The following is a 15601-nucleotide window of genomic DNA, read 5'->3' as shown; positions in this document are numbered from 1 at the left end:
TCAGTCGGCGGCGGCGTCCTGCACGCGCTCACCGTCGCCTTCGCTCGGCTGGACATAACCGCCACTGGGGCCGACCCGGACGTTGCGCGCCGGCACCACGGTGGAAATCGCGTGTTTGTAGACCATCTGGCTGACGGTATTGCGCAACAGCACCACGAACTGGTCGAACGACTCGATCGTGCCCTGCAGCTTGATGCCGTTGACCAGGTAGACCGAGACCGGCACGCGTTCGCGACGCAGCGCATTCAGGAAAGGATCCTGCAAAGATTGTCCCTTGGACATCAAATTTTCCCCAACTTGTCTTTCTAGTTATGGTTGGCCGCTCCGTTTGGCGGAGCCGTCCCATCGCCCAATACCGACCCCACAGCAGCGATGGGGCGATGGTAACGCATGTAGCCGCAGGCTGGCTCAGTGGCGTTGGCGGATGAACATTCGCAGTGCCGTATCCAGCGCGTCCGCCTGGGTGGCCGGGTCGAACCAGCGTGCATCCAGCTGGCCACGCAGCCAGGTCAGCTGGCGCTTGGCCAGTTGACGGGTGGCGTATATCGCGCGATCACGGAAACCGGCGGCATCGAAAGCCCCATCCAGATGTTCCCAGGCCTGGCGGTAGCCGACCGCACGCAATGCTGGCAACTCCAGTGGAGCGGGATGCGCCTGCAACTCGGGCATGGTGCGCAGGCGCTGGACTTCCTCCAGGAAGCCGGCATCCAGCATCAGGTCGAAACGACGCTCGATGCGTTGATGCAGGACGGCCCGGTCCTGCGGGGCCAGCACCAGCTTGAGCACCCTGAATGGCAGGCGCGGTGGCAGCAGTTCGCGTTGCCAGTCGCTGATGGTCCGTCCTGACAGCCGGTATACCTCCAGCGCCCGCTGGATCCGTTGCGCATCGGTCGCGTGGATGCGCTGCGCTGCCTGCGGATCAATGCGCGCCAACTGGGCGTGCATCGCGGCCCAGCCCACCTCGGCCGCCTCGGCCGCCAGCAGGGCGCGCGTCGGTGCATCGGCGCTCGGCATGGCCGACAGCCCTTTCAACAAGGCGTGGAAATACAAGCCGGTGCCGCCGGCAAGGATGGGCACCTTGCCGCGCGCGGCGATGTCGGCCAGTGCGACGCGGCCGGCAACGGCGAACTCGGCAGCCGAGTAAGGCTGCCAGGGCTCGCGCAGGTCGACCAGATGGTGCGGCACGGCCGCCATTTCATCGACGCCGGGTTTGGCGGCACCGATATCCAGGCCGCGGTAGATCAGCGCCGAATCAACGCTGACAATCTCGCCGCCCAAGCGCTGGGCCCAATCCAGCGCGAGCGCCGTCTTGCCCGACGCGGTCGGCCCCATCAGTGCGATCGCCAGCGGACGGGGATCGTTCATGCCTGTCCGCCGGCGCTCGTCATGGGGTGCGGGACGGGTCCCGGATCAGTACCCGGTTTCACGCAGCGAGGCTCGCACCTGCTGGTGCAAGGCCTGGATCTCCTGCGGCGGCTCGCGGTCGAGCTTGCTGACCACGATGATGCCCAGGGTCGCCACGATGAAGCCGGGGACGATCTCGTAGAGCTCGAAACCGAACTGCTCGATCGCGACCAACTTCCAGGCAATCACGGTGGCCGCGCCGAGCACGATGCCGGCCAAGGCGCCATTGCGGGTCATGCGCTGCCAGAACAGCGACAGCAGCACCACCGGGCCGAAGGCCGCGCCGAAGCCCGCCCATGCGTAGCTGACCAGCCCAAGCACGCGACTGTCCGGGTCGCGCGCCAGCCACAGCGCCAGCAACGCAATCAACGCCACCGAAGCACGACCGGCCCAGACCAGCTCGCGCTGGCTGGCGTGGTGGCGCAGGAAGCCGCGGTAGAAGTCCTCGGTCATCACACTGGAGCAGACCAGCAACTGACACGACAGGGTGCTCATCACCGCGGCCAGGATTGCCGACAGCAGGACCCCTGCGATCCACGGATTGAACAACAGGGTCGCCAGGTCGATGAATACGCGCTCGGCGTTCTCATTCACCGGGCCGGCCACTTCGGGGTGGGCATTGAAATAGGCAATGCCGAAGAAGCCCACCGAGACCGAGCCCAGCAGGCACAGGATCATCCAGGCCATGCCGATCCGGCGTGCCTTGGGCATCGAGGTAACGCTGTCGGCGGCCATGAAGCGCGCCAGGATATGCGGCTGACCGAAGTAGCCCAGCCCCCAGGCCAACATCGACACAACCCCGATGAAGCCCATCTCGCCACCGCGGAACCAGTCCAGGTTGCCGGCGTCGAGCTGGCCGATGAGGGCGACACTGGCTTCGAAACCGCCGTTGTTCATGATCACAATGACCGGCGTCAGCAGCAACGCAAAGAACATCAACCCCGCTTGCAGGGTATCGGTCCAGCTCACTGCCAGGAAGCCGCCCACCAGTGTGTAGATAATCGTCGCGCCTGCGCCCCACCAGAGGGCTTCTTCATAGGGCAGGCCGAATACGCTTTCGAACAAGCGCGCGCCGGCGACCACGCCGGAAGCGCAATAAATCGCGAAGAACACCAGGATGACCAATGCCGACAACACCCGCAGGATCCGGTCCTTGTCCTGGAACCGATTGGTGAAATAGTCGGGAATGGTCAGCGAGTTGCCGGCGCGCTCGGTGTACACCCGCAACGGACCGGCGACGTACATCCAGTTCAGGAAGGCGCCCAGGATCAGCCCCATTGCGATCCAGGCTTCAGACAGGCCGCCCAGGTACATCGCGCCGGGCAATCCCATCAGCAGCCAGCCGCTCATGTCCGAGGCGCCGGCGGCGAGCGCGACCACCCACGGGCCGAGCGAGCGGCCGCCCAGGATGTAATCGTCGAATGTCTTGGTCGAGCGCCAGGCAATGAACCCGATCAGGATCACGACCGCAAGATAGATGGAAAACGTTATGAGTAGCGGTGCACTGGCTGTCATTGGCAACAGGTCCCCGTGTTCGGAAAAACGGCCGCGGTGGCGGCGCGAATGGGCCAGCCTAACGCACCTTCCTGGATGGTTCAGCCCCCGGGTTATGCACAGGGGCTGTGGACAAGCCGTCTGATCAACTTGTGGATAACCATCTGAGCCGCTTACTCCGCAAGGGTTGCGATCAACCTGGTCATTTTTTGGCTAGTGCGGCCACTGCATTCCAGACCTTGAGCGAATCCACCGTCGCGGCCACATCGTGCACCCGCACCAGCCGGGCACCGCGTTGCGCCGCGATCAGGTGCGCAGCGACCGAGCCGCTCACCCGTTCCTCCATCGGCTCCCGGCCGGTCAGCTCGGCAATGCTTCGTTTGCGCGACAGGCCCGCGAGCACGGGTACGCCAAGCTCCACCAACTGCTCCAGTCGTGCCAGCAACTCGAGGTTGTGGATCAGGGTCTTGCCGAAACCAAAACCGGGATCGATGACGATCCGGGCTTTGGCGATCCCGGCCATCTCGGCGGAAAAAATGCGCTCTGCCAGGAAGCGATGGACCTCGGCAACCACGTCGTCGTAATGCGGGGCCTCCTGCATGCTTCGCGGCTCGCCGCGCATGTGCATCAGCACCACCGGCACGCCGAGTTCCGCGGCGGTGGCGAGCGCGCCGTCCTGGCGGAGCGCGTAGACATCATTGATCATGCCGGCGCCGGCCTCCACCGCCGCGCGCATGACCTCGGGCTTGGACGTGTCGACGCTGATCGGCAGCGTGGTCTCGCGAGCCAGCCGTTCGACCACCGGGACCACCCGGCGCAATTCTTCCTCGACGGCGACATCATCGGCACCCGGACGGGTCGACTCGCCGCCGATGTCGAGGATGTCCGCGCCCTCTCTGGCCAACCGCAGGCCGTGGGCAACCGCCGCCTCCAGGCTGTCGTGCTGGCCACCGTCGGAGAACGAATCCGGGGTGACGTTGACGATGCCCATCACGCGCGGCTGGTCAAGGCGCAACAATCGACCGTTGCAATCCAGTGTCGGAGCGATATCAAACATCGGTTGCTCAATAAAAAAGGCCAGAGCGAACTCTGGCCTTTCAGGTGTCACGCAGCAAGTGTCATGGGGCAAGACCCGCTCAGGTCTGCTCGGCTGTCCCGCCGATCGTTCCAGGAGTGTTGGCGTCATCCTTTGGAGGCGGCACCTTGGTCACGTTGTCCGCATCCTTCTCCCAGTCAGCCGGCGGTCCTGGCGTGCGCCCGGCCATGATGTCGTCGATCTGGTGGGCATCGATGGTCTCGTACTGCAACAGCGTATCGGCCATCACGTGCAATTCGGGCAAGTGCTTGGTCAGGATCTCGGTGGTGCGCTGGAATGCCTTGTCGAGGATGCCGCGGACGACCTCGTCGATCTTGCGCGCGGTGTCGTCGGAGACACTCTTGTGCTGGGTGACCGAACGGCCCAGGAACACCTCGTCGTCTTCCTCACCGTAGGAGATCGGCCCCATCTCGTCGCTCAGGCCCCATTTGGTGACCATGTTGCGGGCCATCTTGGTTGCGCGCTCGATGTCGTTCGACGCGCCAGTGGTGACCTTGTCGGCACCAAAGATGAGCTCCTCGGCAACCCGTCCGCCATACAGCGACGCCAGTTGTGACTCGATGGCGGTGCGGTTGAAGCTGTACTTGTCGCCTTCGGGCAGGTACATGGTCACGCCCAGCGCGCGGCCCCGGGGAATGATGGTGACCTTGTAGACCGGGTCATGCTCCGGCACCACGCGGCCGACGATGGCGTGACCGGCCTCGTGATACGCGGTGAGCTTCTTCTCGTCCTCGCTCATCGCCATCGAGCGCCGCTCCGCGCCCATCATGATCTTGTCGCGCGCCTTGTCGAAGTGGTCCATGCGCACTTCCTTGGCGTTGCTGCGCGCCGCAAACAGCGCGGCCTCGTTGACCAGGTTGGCCAGGTCGGCACCGCTGAAGCCCGGGGTTCCGCGGGCGATGGTCATCGGCTCGACATCGTCGGCCAATGGCACCTTGCGCATGTGGACACGCAGGATCTGCTCGCGACCGCGCACGTCCGGCAGGCCGACCACGACCTGGCGGTCGAAACGGCCCGGGCGCAACAGCGCCGGATCGAGCACGTCCGGGCGGTTGGTCGCGGCGATCACGATCACGCCCTCGCCGCCCTCGAAGCCGTCCATCTCGACCAGCAACTGGTTCAGGGTCTGCTCGCGTTCGTCATGCCCACCACCCAGGCCGGCGCCGCGATGGCGGCCGACCGCGTCGATCTCGTCGATGAAGATGATGCACGGCGCGCTCTTCTTGGCCTGCTCGAACATGTCGCGCACGCGGCTGGCGCCGACGCCGACGAACATCTCGACGAAATCCGAACCGGAGATCGCGAAGAACGGCACCTTGGCTTCGCCGGCGATCGCACGCGCCAGCAACGTCTTGCCGGTACCCGGAGGGCCGACCATCAGCACGCCGCGCGGAATCTTGCCGCCCAGCTTCTGGAACCGGCTCGGATCGCGCAGGAACTCGACCAGTTCACCGACCTCTTCCTTCGCCTCGTCGCAACCGGCGACATCGGCCAGGGTCACCTTGATCTGGTCCTCGCCCTGCAACTTGGCGCGCGACTTGCCAAAGCTCATCGCACCCTTGCCACCGCCTTGCTGCATCTGTTTCATCACGAAAATCCAGAACGCGATGATCAGGATGATGGGCAGGAAGTTGAGCAGGATCGACCAGAACGACGGGCCACCGGGCGGCACCTGCTCGATCACCACGCCGTGCTGCAGCAGGTCGTTGACCAGGTCCTTGTCACCCGGGCTGAAGGTAGTGAACGGCGTGCCGTCCTTGCGCTCGCCGGTGATGGTGGTGCGATCCTCGGCGATCTTGACCTTCTCGATCTTGTCGCCCTGCACCTGCTCGACGAATTGATCGTAGGCCAGTGGCACGGCGGGAGCGCTGGTACGCGGACCGAAGGTCTGGAACACCACCATGAGCACCACGGCGACGATCACCCAGAGCAGCAGATTCTTGGCCAAGTCGTTCATTTAATAAGGTTCACGTTTTTTGTGCGGGAGGCCCGGAACCCCGGGTATCGAGTACAGCAGACCACGTTATTTCATTTCCGCGCGCTTGCCCTGGGCCAGCGCGTACACCTCCGGAGAACGCTTGCGCGACGCCTCCGGCTTGCGGATCGCGACCTTGGCATAACGCCGTCGCAACTCGCGCACATAGTCATCGAAACCCACGCCCTGGAACAACTTGATCAGGAACGCACCATCGACGCGCAAGTGCTGGTCGGCAAAATCCATCGCTAGTTCGGCCAGATACAACGCCCGCGGCATATCCACCGCATCCACACCACTCTTATTGGGGGCCATATCCGACAGCACAAGGTCCACCGGCTTTCCATCAAGGCAATCAACCAGTTGGGATAAGACCTCATCCTCCCTGAAATCCCCATGAAGGAACTCCACCCCTGCCAGCGACGGCATCTCCAGGATGTCCAGTGCGATGACCCGGCCGCTGTCGCCCAGTGCCTTTCGCACCCATTGCGACCAACTGCCGGGCGCCGCGCCCAGATCGACCACGGTCATGCCCGGCTTGAGCAGCCGGTCACGCTCGACCAGCTCCTCCAGCTTGTAGGCCGCGCGTGAACGCAGCCCTTCCGCACGCGCCTTCTTCACGAAGGGGTCGGAATGGTGTTCCTTGAGCCAGCGCTGGCTGCTTTTGCTGCGGGTAGCCATTGGGAGGGACGAAAAATCGCGAGGATGACGGGCCCCCATGTTACCCTGCGCGCCTTTCCAACCTCACTTGCGTGCATTGATGGCTACTGTCCTGACCAACGCCCAGACCCGGTTCCTGCGCGGCCAGGCCCACGACCTCAAAGCCATGCTCCAGGTGGGTGGCAAGGGGATCACCGACGCCCTGGTGGCCGAGCTTGACCTGGCCCTGGAACATCATGAACTGGTCAAACTCAAGATTGCGGCAAGCGACCGGGAGGCGCGTGACGCGATGATTGGCGAGCTTTGCACGCGTACCGAATCGGCCCTGGTACAACGCATCGGCCACACCGCGGTGCTCTACCGGGCCAGCGAGGACAACCGCCAGATCGTGTTGCCGCGAAGCTGATAACGGCATTTTCCCCGGCCGATTGCTAGCATGCGCCGATGGAACTGAACCTTGAACGCCCCGATTACGAATTTGCGTTGCGCGCCGCCGACGGTGTCTCCGCGCTGGTCAACAACCGCCGGCTGACCCACAGTTTCGTGATTGCGCCCGATCACCTGATGGACACTTGGGCAGTGACGGATGCCGCCTCGCTGGGGCCTGCGGAACTTGCGCCCCTGCTGGAGCTGCAACCGGAGGTGATCCTGCTGGGCACCGGGGAACAGCAGGTATTTCCGTCGGCGGCCACGAGAGCGGCCTGCCTGGCACGCGGGGTCGGCATGGAAGTCATGACCAACGCCGCGGCGGCGCGCACGTTCAACGTACTGGCAAGCGAAGGACGCAAGGTCGTCGCCGGCTTCATCCTCGCCGGCTGAGGGACTGTCAGCCGGGCGCCTGCCTGCCAACCTTACTTGTGCGGCAGGTACAGCAGCGGATCGACCGGCTTGCCGTTGTAGCGGATCTCGAAGTGCAGCATGTCGCGCGCCGCTCCGGTGCGGCCCAGCTCGGCGATCTGCTGGCCAGCGCTGATCTTCGTGCCTTCCTTGACCATCCGGTTGCGGTTATGGCCGTAGGCGGACAGCCACTGCTCGTTGTGCTTGATGATGATCAGCTCTCCGTAACCGACCAGGCCGGATCCGGAATACACCACGGTGCCGTCGCCCGCGGCACGAACCGGCGCACCAGCGGTGCCGCCGATATCGACGCCCTGCTTGGTTGGATCACCCGCCGAGAAGCGATTCAGCAGCGGCCCGTCGACCGGCCACCGCCACGCCACGCCACTGTTCAACGGCGGCTTGGCCGGCTTGCTGGGTGCAGGTGCCGCAGCGACAGGCTTGGGCTTGGTTGTGCTCGTCGGTCGCGTCGTGCTGCCGGCGACGCCAGCCTTGGGGTACAGCACCAGCCGCTGGCCGGGGTAGATCGTATACGGCGCCGGAATACCGTTCCATGCCGCGAGGTCGCGCATCGCGATTCCGTTCTCCGTGGCAATCCGGTACAGCGTGTCGCCACGCTGGACGACGCTGCTGGCACCGTATTTGGGCGTGGAAGCCGACCCACCCTCGCGGGTCACCGTGCTGGAGCAGGCCGCAAGCACAATCGCCGCGGCGATGGGCAGGAACAAACGGAGAGTCAACTTCATCATTCGCCTTGTTATGTTTTCCAGGTGGTTCAGCTCAATGCGGCTGACGGGCAATACCGATGCCAACGGATCTGGCGATGGATGGCTCAACTGGAAAGCCGCTGGAACAACTCGTGTGCCGCCATGCCACCACCGCCGATCAGGATGCCAAAGTAGATGATTGTCCCGATGTTCGCCAAATGGCCAAGCAACATCGCTCCGCCGTCGCGCTGGATCATGCCCACAGCGTAAAACAGCAACGCCAGGCCCGGTAGCGTATTGCTGAACGGAATGAATCCGAACGGTGCCATCAGCAACAGGGCAGCCAGGATGAAGGCGAGGTTGTTGAACACGTCTTGTGCGCGTCCATCGACAAACACCCGTAGCCGATGCGGTCGACTGATCTTCTCCAGTCGCCCCACCCAGACCATCCCTGCCGTCAGGCCCGGGCGCAGTTTCTCGACGGGCAGCGCCTTGGCCTTGAGCTTCTCCGGGAGCCAGAAAGGCCGTCCCATCAGGCGACTGATGCCGACCAGCAGGATCACCGCACCGAACACCGTGCTGACCCCCGGGATCGACACCGGGATCAGGAAGACCAGGGTCAGCAATATGGTCAGCAGCAGCAGGCCTTCGTCACCGAATACCGCCAGCAGTTCGCCCAAGGTCAATTGGTCCTCGGGCAAGTTGCGGATAATCGTGGCGAGTTGCTCTCCCAGCGCGACTGCGTCGGAATCGCGGGCTTCCTGCGGGGCGTCTGGATGGGTCACGGCAGTCAGTCGACCAGGCCAGACAAAAGCGGCACAAACACCACTGGCCCCAGTGATTCCTGGCTAATCCGGCCGTTGGCATCCTTGTACAACCTGAGCAGCGATTGCGACGAGGCCGCGCCCACCGGAGCGACCAGCGAACCGCCCGGCGCGAGTTGCGCGGTCAACGCATCCACCAGCGCCGGCGCCGCGGCCGTGACCAGGATGGCGTCGAAGGGGCCGTTTTCCGGCCAACCGATGCGGCCGTCGTCATGCTTGCTGCGCACGTTCATGCCCAACTGCCGGAAGCGCTTGCGCGCGGTCCGTAGCAGCTCACCAATGCGCTCCACGGTGTGTACTTCCAAGCCGAGCGCCGCCAGGACCGCGGCCTGGTACCCCGAACCAGTGCCGATCTCCAGCACCTTCGCCGGGTGGGTCTCCAGCAGCGTCTGGGTCATCTTCGCCACCACCCAGGGCTGGGAGATGGTCTGGCCGTGACCAATGGGCAGCGCGGTGTCCTCATAGGCACGCGTGGCCAAGGCTTCATCGACAAACAGGTGCCGGGGCACGGTGCGGATCGCATTGAGCACGCGCTCATCGGTGATGCCATTGCCACGCAGGCGATCAACCAGACGATCACGTACGCGCTGTGAAGTCATGCCCGATCCGAGTGCTTCGGGTTGCAATCGCATCCGCAGGTTCACGGTGATGCCTCGTCATGCCCGTCGGTACGGTCCAGCAGCGACGCCGCCAGTCCGTCGACCCAACTGGCGACCTGCTCCAGCGCCTGGTAACGGGTCAGGTCGACCTTGATCGGGGTGATCGAGATATGCCCGCTGTGCACCGCATGGAAGTCGGTACCGGGACCGGCGTCCTGCTCCGGTCCGGCGGCGCCGATCCACCACCACTGACGTCCGCGCGGATCGGTCTGCGGCACGCAGGCTTCGGCGCGGTGGCGGTTACCCAGCCGACAGACCTGGAAACCCCGGATCTCATCCCACGGCAAGTCCGGCACATTGACGTTCAGGATCGTGTCGGCCGGCAGCGGGTCGGTGCGCAGCCGGGCGATGATCTCGACCGCGGCACGCGCGGCGGTCTCGTAATGACGCCCGACATGATCCGAGGTGACCAGCGACACGGCGACCGCCGGCAACCCGAGGAAGCGGCCTTCCATCGCCGCCGCCACGGTGCCCGAATAAATCACGTCGTCGCCAAGATTGGCGGCATTGTTGATCCCCGACACCACGATGTCGGGCTCGTCTTCCAGCATTCCGGTGATCGCCACGTGCACGCAATCGGTCGGCGTGCCAAAGACCCGCCAGCTGCCGTCGTCCTGCTGCATCGTGCGCACCGGCATGTCCAGGGTGAGCGAATTGCTGGCGCCGGAACGGTCGCGGTCGGGCGCCACCACCACCACGTCATGCCCGGCGGCACGCAGCCCTTCGGCGAGGACCCGGATGCCCGGGGCGTCGACACCGTCGTCGTTGCTGACCAGAACTCGCATGAACTCCCTTGGCGGGCGCCACGCAAGGCGCCAAAAGATGGTGGAAAAACAGAACCACCATGATAGCCGAAGGTGGTGGCCGGCTCAGCCGCGAATCGACATTGCCCCCGTTTTCGACCCACTCGCTTGCACAACCGCGTTGCCGCGTTAGGATTTGTTGACGGTTCCCCGGACGCACCCATGAATGACCCCCACGATGACGACGATGCGGCACTGTTCCGCCACGCCATCGGGGCGGTGAGGATCCTGCCGGAACGCGCGCCTGCACCCGCCCCACCACGGCCCAAGCCGCGTGCACGAATGGCCGAGCGCGACGAAGCCAACGCCCGCGACGAGTTCCGCCACCCGTCGGACGCGGCGCTATTGGAGGCCGACGACCCGCTCTCCTACCGCCACGACAGCTTCCCGGCAGACACCTGGCAGCGATTGCGGCGCGGTGAGATGGCCGCCCAGGAAGAGCTCGACCTGCACGGGACCGACGCCCGGACTGCCGAGGCCCTGCTGCGCGCGTTCCTCGGCGATGCGCTCCGTCACGGCCTGGGTTGCGTGCGGATCATCCATGGCAAGGGGGGCCGGGAGCGTTCGGATTTCAGCAGCAGCGGTGCGCCGGTGCTCAAGAACCTGGTCGACCGCATGTTGCGCCACCGCTCCAGTGTCCTGGCATTCCATTCCCCACCGCCCGCGCAAGGGGGCGCCGGCGCCGTCGTGGTGGTTCTGTCACGGCAGCGACGGCGCTAGCCAGCAACACGCCTGCCAACTACTGGCCCGCGAGCGATTCCACGTCCGGGTTCAGTGGTGGGTTGACCCACATCACCCTGACGCCACGACGGCTGGCCAGTTGTTCCACCATGGACATATACAACTGGTCGGCATTCAGCGGCTCGGCTTGGGGCGTGGCGCGCGCCGATTGCTCATCCATGCTGGCGCAGGCCGACAGGCCGCTCACCAGTGCCGCCATCAGTGCAATACGCAACAAGAGGTTCATGACGTAGCTCCCGACGGTTCGGGGCCGGACGCGGGTCGCGTCTGGGGTCCGATCCACTCGGCTCCCAATTCCGGTATACCCCTCCTGGCGACCAGCGCCAGTGCCACCACGAACTTTTTCCGATCAACGGCAGCCGGATTGGTGGCAGGTCGCGCTGTTGGGGCCCAACCCGGCCTGCAGACGTCAGTGGGTGCCAGCGAACCCCGGTTCCGTGACCACACCCAGCTCTGCCAACACCACGGTCGCGTAGGTCCCGGGCGGCAGTTGGAATCGCAATTCCAGGGTAGCGGCATCGCGCCAGTCCCATTCCAGGCCATCGGGCCGCAATCGCAGGCAGCGCCGCTCCTGCTTCAGCCCGGCTTGCTCCAGCCCCAGGCATAGCTGCGTCGCGGGCGATTCATTCGACACCTGCCGCTCCATCGCCGAGACCTCGCCGGTGCTGCGTAACGGACCCTGCCCCCAAAGCGGCCCCGTGGGATGGATATCGAAGGCCGCCAGTCGCTGAGCAAGGGTTGCGTCGAAGGGCTGCGGGCCAAACACGCTGCGACTGCCGTCCAGCATCCAGACCTCGCCGTCCAGCGAGTCGCCGCTGGCGGACAGACCGCTCCAGGTCCCAGCGGCGACGCGAGCGCCAAGCAACTGGTTGAACACCGCCGAGCGCGCCGCCGACAGCAGCATGCCGCGCTGGTCCCGCCGCACCTTGCGACCGGCGAACATCGTCAATGCCCGGGCGATGTTGTCGCCGCCATGCCCAAAGCGTTGTCCACCAAAATAGTTGGGGACGCCCGCGGCGGCGATGGTGGCCAGCCGGGCATCGATCGCTTCGCGCTCACCCCGGACGTCGCGCAGCACCAGTTCGAAACGATTGCCGGCCAGCGCACCGCGCGGCAGCTTCTTCGCGTGCCAATGGTGGTCAAGCACCTTCAGGCCCGGGGTGTCCAGCGCCGCCAGGTCCGGGGCGACCTTCTTCGGCAGGTGGACACTGAAACGCTGGCGGGTCACGGCATGGCGATCCTTCAGGCCGGCATAACCAATGGCCATCTCGCTGACACCGGCCCATTGGGCAATGCAGCTGGCGGCAAAGGCGGTGTTCATGCCGCGCTTCTCGACCGTCAGCAGCAGGTGCTCGCCACTGCCACTGGGTGAGAAACCCGGCAGCTCCTCGACACGGAAATCCTCCGGCGTGCTGCGAATGCATGCACTCAGTACCGGCGGACCCGACGCGCGCAAGGGCTCGATGATCGCTACCGCACTCGACCCAGCAGTGCTCACGGACGCGACAACAGGCAAACCGCCATCGCCGCGAGGCCTTCGCCACGCCCGGTGAAGCCCAATGTTTCACTGGTGGTGGCCTTGATGCTGACCGCATCGATCTGGCAGCCAAGATCGTCCGCCAGCAACTCGCGCATGGCCTGTGCATGCGGACCGATCCGGGGACGCTCGCAGATCACGGTGATGTCTGCGTTGCCCACCCGCCAGCCACGCTCGCCGAGCAGGGTGTTGCAATGGCGCAGGAATGCACGGCTGTCGGCGCCTTTCCATTGCGGGTCGCTGGGCGGAAAATGGGTGCCTATATCGCCCAGCGCCAGCGCGCCAAGCATCGCGTCGCACAAGGCGTGGATCACCACGTCGCCATCGGAATGAGCCAGCACGCCGCGCTCGTGTGGCACCCGGATACCGCCGATGACCACGTGGTCGCCATCGCCAAACGCGTGCACGTCGTAACCTTGGCCAATACGAATATTCAATGTGGAATGTCCTGGTTGCGACAACGGAAACGGAAACGGAAATGGATCACTCGGGGATTGGGGCAGTACCGCGGGACAACAGGTAGCGGGCAAGGGCGAGATCGGCCGGCGTTGTCACCTTGAGGTTGTCCTCCCGGCCTTCCACCAACCGTGGGAAGGCACCGACCCGCTCCATCGCCATCGCCTCGTCGGTCACCACCACGCCATCGGCGCGGGCACGCAACAGCGCAGCCGTCAGTGCGCCGCGGCGGAATGCCTGCGGTGTCAACGCGCGCCACAAGCCTTCCCGTGGCTGGGTCGCGATACTCCTGGTGTCGGCATCGGCACGCTTGAGGGTATCGCGCAACGGCGCGGCGAGAATCGCTCCAACCGCGTCGGCCTGTGCCACTTCGATCAGGCGTGCCAGGTCGGCCGCGGCCAGATTGGGGCGCGCGGCGTCGTGCACCAATACCAACGCGTCGTCACCCACCTGGTCGGGCAATGCCTGCAGCGCGGCCAGTACCGAGTCGGCGCGCTCACCACCGCCGACACAGCGCAACACCGGCTTGCCGTGCAACGATGCCCAGCCGGGCCAGCGTTCATCGTCCACTGCCAGCGCAACCATCGCGCCATGGATTTGCGGATGGCCGAGCAGGACATCCAGCGCATGTTCGATCAGCAGTCGACCGGCGACCTGCAGGTATTGCTTGGGGATGTCACCGCCAAACCGGCTGCCACGTCCCGCCGCCGGTATCACTGTCCAGATCATCAGTCACTCCTGGGGGACGGCAGGTTGCCCGGGACGTATCACCGGCGTGAAAATCAATCGACCGGAACGGGATCCGGTCGATCCGACGCGGCCGGATCGACCACCCGATAGAACGTTTCGCCGGGCTTGATCATGCCCAGTTCGCTGCGTGCACGCTCTTCGACGGCCGCCTCACCGGACTTGAGGTCTTCGACCTCGGCCTGCAGCGCGTCGTTGCGTTGCTGCAAGCCCGCGTTCTCCCGATTTTGCTGCGCCACGGCCTGCTCCAGCGCCGCGACGGAAGCCCGACCACCCTCGCCGGTCCACAGACGGTATTGCAGGAACGCCAACATCGCGATCAACAGCAGCAGCAATATCGCCAGCCAACGCATGGGCGGGGTCAGCGCTTCAGTGACACGAACGCATCGCGACCGGCGTAACGCGCAGCCGCACCCAACTGCTCCTCGATCCGCAGTAGCTGGTTGTACTTGGCCACCCGGTCGCTGCGGCACAGCGAGCCGGTCTTGATCTGGGTTGCCGTGGTCGCCACCGCGATGTCGGCGATGGTGGTGTCCTCGGTCTCGCCGGAGCGGTGCGACACGACCGCCGCGTAACCGGCACGATCGGCCATGGCGATCGCCTCCAGTGTCTCGGTCAGGGTGCCGATCTGGTTGACCTTGATCAGGATTGCGTTGGCGACGTGCTGGTCGATGCCCTGCTGAAAGATGCGCGGGTTGGTCACGAACAGGTCGTCGCCGACCAGTTGCACCTTGCTGCCCAGCTTCCCGGTCAGCTGCTTCCAGCCGTCCCAGTCGTTCTCGTCCATGCCGTCCTCGATGCTGATGATCGGGTACTGCGCGCACCAGCCCGCGAGGAAGTCGACGAACTGCTCGCTGGTCAGCCGCTTGCCTTCACCGGTGAGGTTGTACTTGCCGTTCTCGTAGAACTCGCTGGACGCTACGTCGAGGCCGAGCAGGATGTCCTCGCCGGCGTGGTAACCAGCCTTGCCGATCGCCTCCAGGATGGTTTCCAGCGCTTCCTCGTTGCTGCGCAGGTCGGGTGCGAAGCCGCCTTCGTCACCAACGGCCGTCGACAAGCCGCGCCCCTTGAGCACCGACTTGAGCGCGTGGAACACCTCGGTGCCGGCACGCAGGCTTTCGGCGAAGCTGTCGAAACCGACCGGCAGGATCATGAACTCCTGTAGGTCGACGTTGTTGTCGGCATGTGCGCCACCGTTGATGATGTTCATCATCGGCACCGGCAGTACTGCGGCACGGTCACCGGCCAGGTATTTCCACAGCGGCAGTTTCCGCGACGCGGCCATCGCATGGGCGTTCGCCATCGACACCCCAAGCAGCGCATTCGCACCCAGCCGGCCCTTGTTGTCGGTGCCGTCCAGGTCGATCAGGCGCTTGTCGATCCCCGCCTGGTCGGACGCATCCATGCCGGTGATCGCCTTCGCGATCGCGGTATTGACGTTGCCCACCGCAGTACGCACGCCCTTGCCGAGGTATCGGGTCTTGTCGCCGTCGCGCAGCTCGACCGCCTCCTTGGAACCGGTGGACGCGCCCGAGGGCACCATCGCGCGGCCGAAGCTGCCATCGCTCAGGGTGACTTCGGCCTCAAGGGTCGGATTGCCGCGGCTGTCGAGGATTTCACGGGCGTGGACTTTGGCGATTTCGGTCATGTCGGGTCTGTGC

The 15601-nt window shown here is 65.1% G+C and carries 19 protein-coding genes; 3 read left to right on the top strand and 16 right to left on the bottom strand.

Features of this window, described 5'->3' with window-relative positions:
• From hfq to rlmE, 6 genes are all read right to left on the bottom strand, one after another.
• Complete coding sequence (gene hfq, locus ACW7G0_RS02780; protein WP_456987485.1) at positions 1-282, bottom strand: RNA chaperone Hfq; 282 nt, start codon at positions 280-282, stop codon at positions 1-3.
• Positions 283-408: 126 nt separating this feature from the next.
• Positions 409-1365, bottom strand: coding sequence for a tRNA (adenosine(37)-N6)-dimethylallyltransferase MiaA (gene miaA / locus ACW7G0_RS02775; RefSeq protein WP_456987484.1), 957 nt, complete (start codon positions 1363-1365; stop codon positions 409-411).
• Between the two features lie 45 nt (positions 1366-1410).
• Complete coding sequence (gene putP / locus ACW7G0_RS02770) at positions 1411-2919, bottom strand: sodium/proline symporter PutP (RefSeq protein ID WP_456987483.1); 1509 nt, start codon at positions 2917-2919, stop codon at positions 1411-1413.
• A 181-nt stretch (positions 2920-3100) separates the two neighbouring features.
• On the bottom strand, positions 3101-3955 hold the full coding sequence (gene folP, locus ACW7G0_RS02765; protein WP_456987482.1) for a dihydropteroate synthase: 855 nt from the start codon (positions 3953-3955) through the stop codon (positions 3101-3103).
• A gap of 79 nt (positions 3956-4034) precedes the next feature.
• Entirely contained in the window at positions 4035-5951 is a 1917-nt protein-coding gene (ftsH, locus tag ACW7G0_RS02760) for an ATP-dependent zinc metalloprotease FtsH (protein WP_456987481.1), read from the bottom strand.
• Between the two features lie 66 nt (positions 5952-6017).
• On the bottom strand, positions 6018-6650 hold the full coding sequence (rlmE, locus tag ACW7G0_RS02755) for a 23S rRNA (uridine(2552)-2'-O)-methyltransferase RlmE (protein WP_456962119.1): 633 nt from the start codon (positions 6648-6650) through the stop codon (positions 6018-6020).
• A gap of 79 nt (positions 6651-6729) precedes the next feature.
• Here rlmE and yhbY point away from each other — a divergent pair, with 79 nt between their 5' ends.
• A complete protein-coding gene (gene yhbY, locus ACW7G0_RS02750; RefSeq protein ID WP_456962120.1) occupies positions 6730-7035 on the top strand; it encodes a ribosome assembly RNA-binding protein YhbY in 306 nt (101 codons plus the stop codon).
• 38 nt (positions 7036-7073) lie between these two features.
• Positions 7074-7448 carry an Mth938-like domain-containing protein gene (locus tag ACW7G0_RS02745; RefSeq protein ID WP_456987480.1) on the top strand — a complete coding sequence of 125 codons (375 nt, stop codon included), beginning with the start codon at positions 7074-7076 and terminating at the stop codon, positions 7446-7448.
• 32 nt (positions 7449-7480) lie between these two features.
• On the opposite strand, the gene ACW7G0_RS02740 is transcribed toward ACW7G0_RS02745, so the two are convergent.
• The 4 genes from ACW7G0_RS02740 to surE form a co-directional block, all read right to left on the bottom strand.
• Positions 7481-8212, bottom strand: a complete 732-nt coding sequence (locus tag ACW7G0_RS02740; RefSeq protein ID WP_456987479.1) for a peptidoglycan DD-metalloendopeptidase family protein — start codon at positions 8210-8212, stop codon at positions 7481-7483.
• An 86-nt stretch (positions 8213-8298) separates the two neighbouring features.
• Positions 8299-8958: an exopolysaccharide biosynthesis protein gene (locus ACW7G0_RS02735; RefSeq protein WP_456987477.1), complete on the bottom strand. Its 660-nt coding sequence runs from the start codon at positions 8956-8958 to the stop codon at positions 8299-8301.
• Positions 8959-8963: 5 nt separating this feature from the next.
• Entirely contained in the window at positions 8964-9641 is a 678-nt protein-coding gene (locus ACW7G0_RS02730; protein ID WP_456962124.1) for a protein-L-isoaspartate(D-aspartate) O-methyltransferase, read from the bottom strand.
• A complete protein-coding gene (surE, locus tag ACW7G0_RS02725) occupies positions 9638-10441 on the bottom strand; it encodes a 5'/3'-nucleotidase SurE (RefSeq protein ID WP_456987475.1) in 804 nt (267 codons plus the stop codon). Before surE ends, ACW7G0_RS02730 begins: the two co-directional genes overlap by 4 nt.
• 180 nt (positions 10442-10621) lie before the next feature.
• Between surE and ACW7G0_RS02720 the strand changes: the two genes are divergently transcribed.
• Complete coding sequence (locus ACW7G0_RS02720; RefSeq protein ID WP_456987473.1) at positions 10622-11179, top strand: Smr/MutS family protein; 558 nt, start codon at positions 10622-10624, stop codon at positions 11177-11179.
• Positions 11180-11198: 19 nt separating this feature from the next.
• Here ACW7G0_RS02720 and ACW7G0_RS02715 read toward each other — a convergent pair whose 3' ends face one another.
• From ACW7G0_RS02715 to eno, 6 genes are all read right to left on the bottom strand, one after another.
• On the bottom strand, positions 11199-11426 hold the full coding sequence (locus ACW7G0_RS02715; RefSeq protein WP_456962127.1) for a hypothetical protein: 228 nt from the start codon (positions 11424-11426) through the stop codon (positions 11199-11201).
• Between the two features lie 183 nt (positions 11427-11609).
• Positions 11610-12668 carry a tRNA pseudouridine(13) synthase TruD gene (gene truD, locus ACW7G0_RS02710; RefSeq protein WP_456989434.1) on the bottom strand — a complete coding sequence of 353 codons (1059 nt, stop codon included), beginning with the start codon at positions 12666-12668 and terminating at the stop codon, positions 11610-11612.
• A gap of 26 nt (positions 12669-12694) precedes the next feature.
• Positions 12695-13198 carry a 2-C-methyl-D-erythritol 2,4-cyclodiphosphate synthase gene (ispF, locus tag ACW7G0_RS02705; protein ID WP_456987472.1) on the bottom strand — a complete coding sequence of 168 codons (504 nt, stop codon included), beginning with the start codon at positions 13196-13198 and terminating at the stop codon, positions 12695-12697.
• A gap of 22 nt (positions 13199-13220) precedes the next feature.
• Positions 13221-13922, bottom strand: a complete 702-nt coding sequence (gene ispD, locus ACW7G0_RS02700) for a 2-C-methyl-D-erythritol 4-phosphate cytidylyltransferase (protein ID WP_456987470.1) — start codon at positions 13920-13922, stop codon at positions 13221-13223.
• Between the two features lie 53 nt (positions 13923-13975).
• Complete coding sequence (ftsB, locus tag ACW7G0_RS02695) at positions 13976-14293, bottom strand: cell division protein FtsB (RefSeq protein ID WP_456962131.1); 318 nt, start codon at positions 14291-14293, stop codon at positions 13976-13978.
• Positions 14294-14301: 8 nt separating this feature from the next.
• The gene (eno, locus tag ACW7G0_RS02690; protein ID WP_456962132.1) at positions 14302-15588 is read right to left on the bottom strand and encodes a phosphopyruvate hydratase; all 1287 of its coding nucleotides are present in this window, start codon (positions 15586-15588) and stop codon (positions 14302-14304) included.
• Between the last annotated feature and the right edge of the window lie 13 nt (positions 15589-15601).

The sequence above is a fragment of the Lysobacter sp. A286 genome (genome assembly GCF_054052105.1).
The sequence above is the reverse complement of the archived record's forward strand: the minus strand, read 5'-3'. Positions and strand labels throughout refer to the sequence as shown.

Coding starts and splice junctions, on each gene's coding strand:
- ispD (WP_456987470.1), bottom strand. CDS start 13,922: ATGATCTGGACAGTGATACCGGCGGCGGGACGTGGCAGCCGGTTTGGC.
- ftsB (WP_456962131.1), bottom strand. CDS start 14,293: ATGCGTTGGCTGGCGATATTGCTGCTGCTGTTGATCGCGATGTTGGCG.
- ACW7G0_RS02740 (WP_456987479.1), bottom strand. CDS start 8,212: ATGAAGTTGACTCTCCGTTTGTTCCTGCCCATCGCCGCGGCGATTGTG.
- rlmE (WP_456962119.1), bottom strand. CDS start 6,650: ATGGCTACCCGCAGCAAAAGCAGCCAGCGCTGGCTCAAGGAACACCAT.
- ACW7G0_RS02720 (WP_456987473.1), top strand. CDS start 10,622: ATGAATGACCCCCACGATGACGACGATGCGGCACTGTTCCGCCACGCC.
- yhbY (WP_456962120.1), top strand. CDS start 6,730: ATGGCTACTGTCCTGACCAACGCCCAGACCCGGTTCCTGCGCGGCCAG.
- ACW7G0_RS02715 (WP_456962127.1), bottom strand. CDS start 11,426: ATGAACCTCTTGTTGCGTATTGCACTGATGGCGGCACTGGTGAGCGGC.
- miaA (WP_456987484.1), bottom strand. CDS start 1,365: ATGAACGATCCCCGTCCGCTGGCGATCGCACTGATGGGGCCGACCGCG.
- ACW7G0_RS02745 (WP_456987480.1), top strand. CDS start 7,074: ATGGAACTGAACCTTGAACGCCCCGATTACGAATTTGCGTTGCGCGCC.
- eno (WP_456962132.1), bottom strand. CDS start 15,588: ATGACCGAAATCGCCAAAGTCCACGCCCGTGAAATCCTCGACAGCCGC.
- folP (WP_456987482.1), bottom strand. CDS start 3,955: ATGTTTGATATCGCTCCGACACTGGATTGCAACGGTCGATTGTTGCGC.
- putP (WP_456987483.1), bottom strand. CDS start 2,919: ATGACAGCCAGTGCACCGCTACTCATAACGTTTTCCATCTATCTTGCG.
- ftsH (WP_456987481.1), bottom strand. CDS start 5,951: ATGAACGACTTGGCCAAGAATCTGCTGCTCTGGGTGATCGTCGCCGTG.
- surE (WP_456987475.1), bottom strand. CDS start 10,441: ATGCGAGTTCTGGTCAGCAACGACGACGGTGTCGACGCCCCGGGCATC.
- hfq (WP_456987485.1), bottom strand. CDS start 282: ATGTCCAAGGGACAATCTTTGCAGGATCCTTTCCTGAATGCGCTGCGT.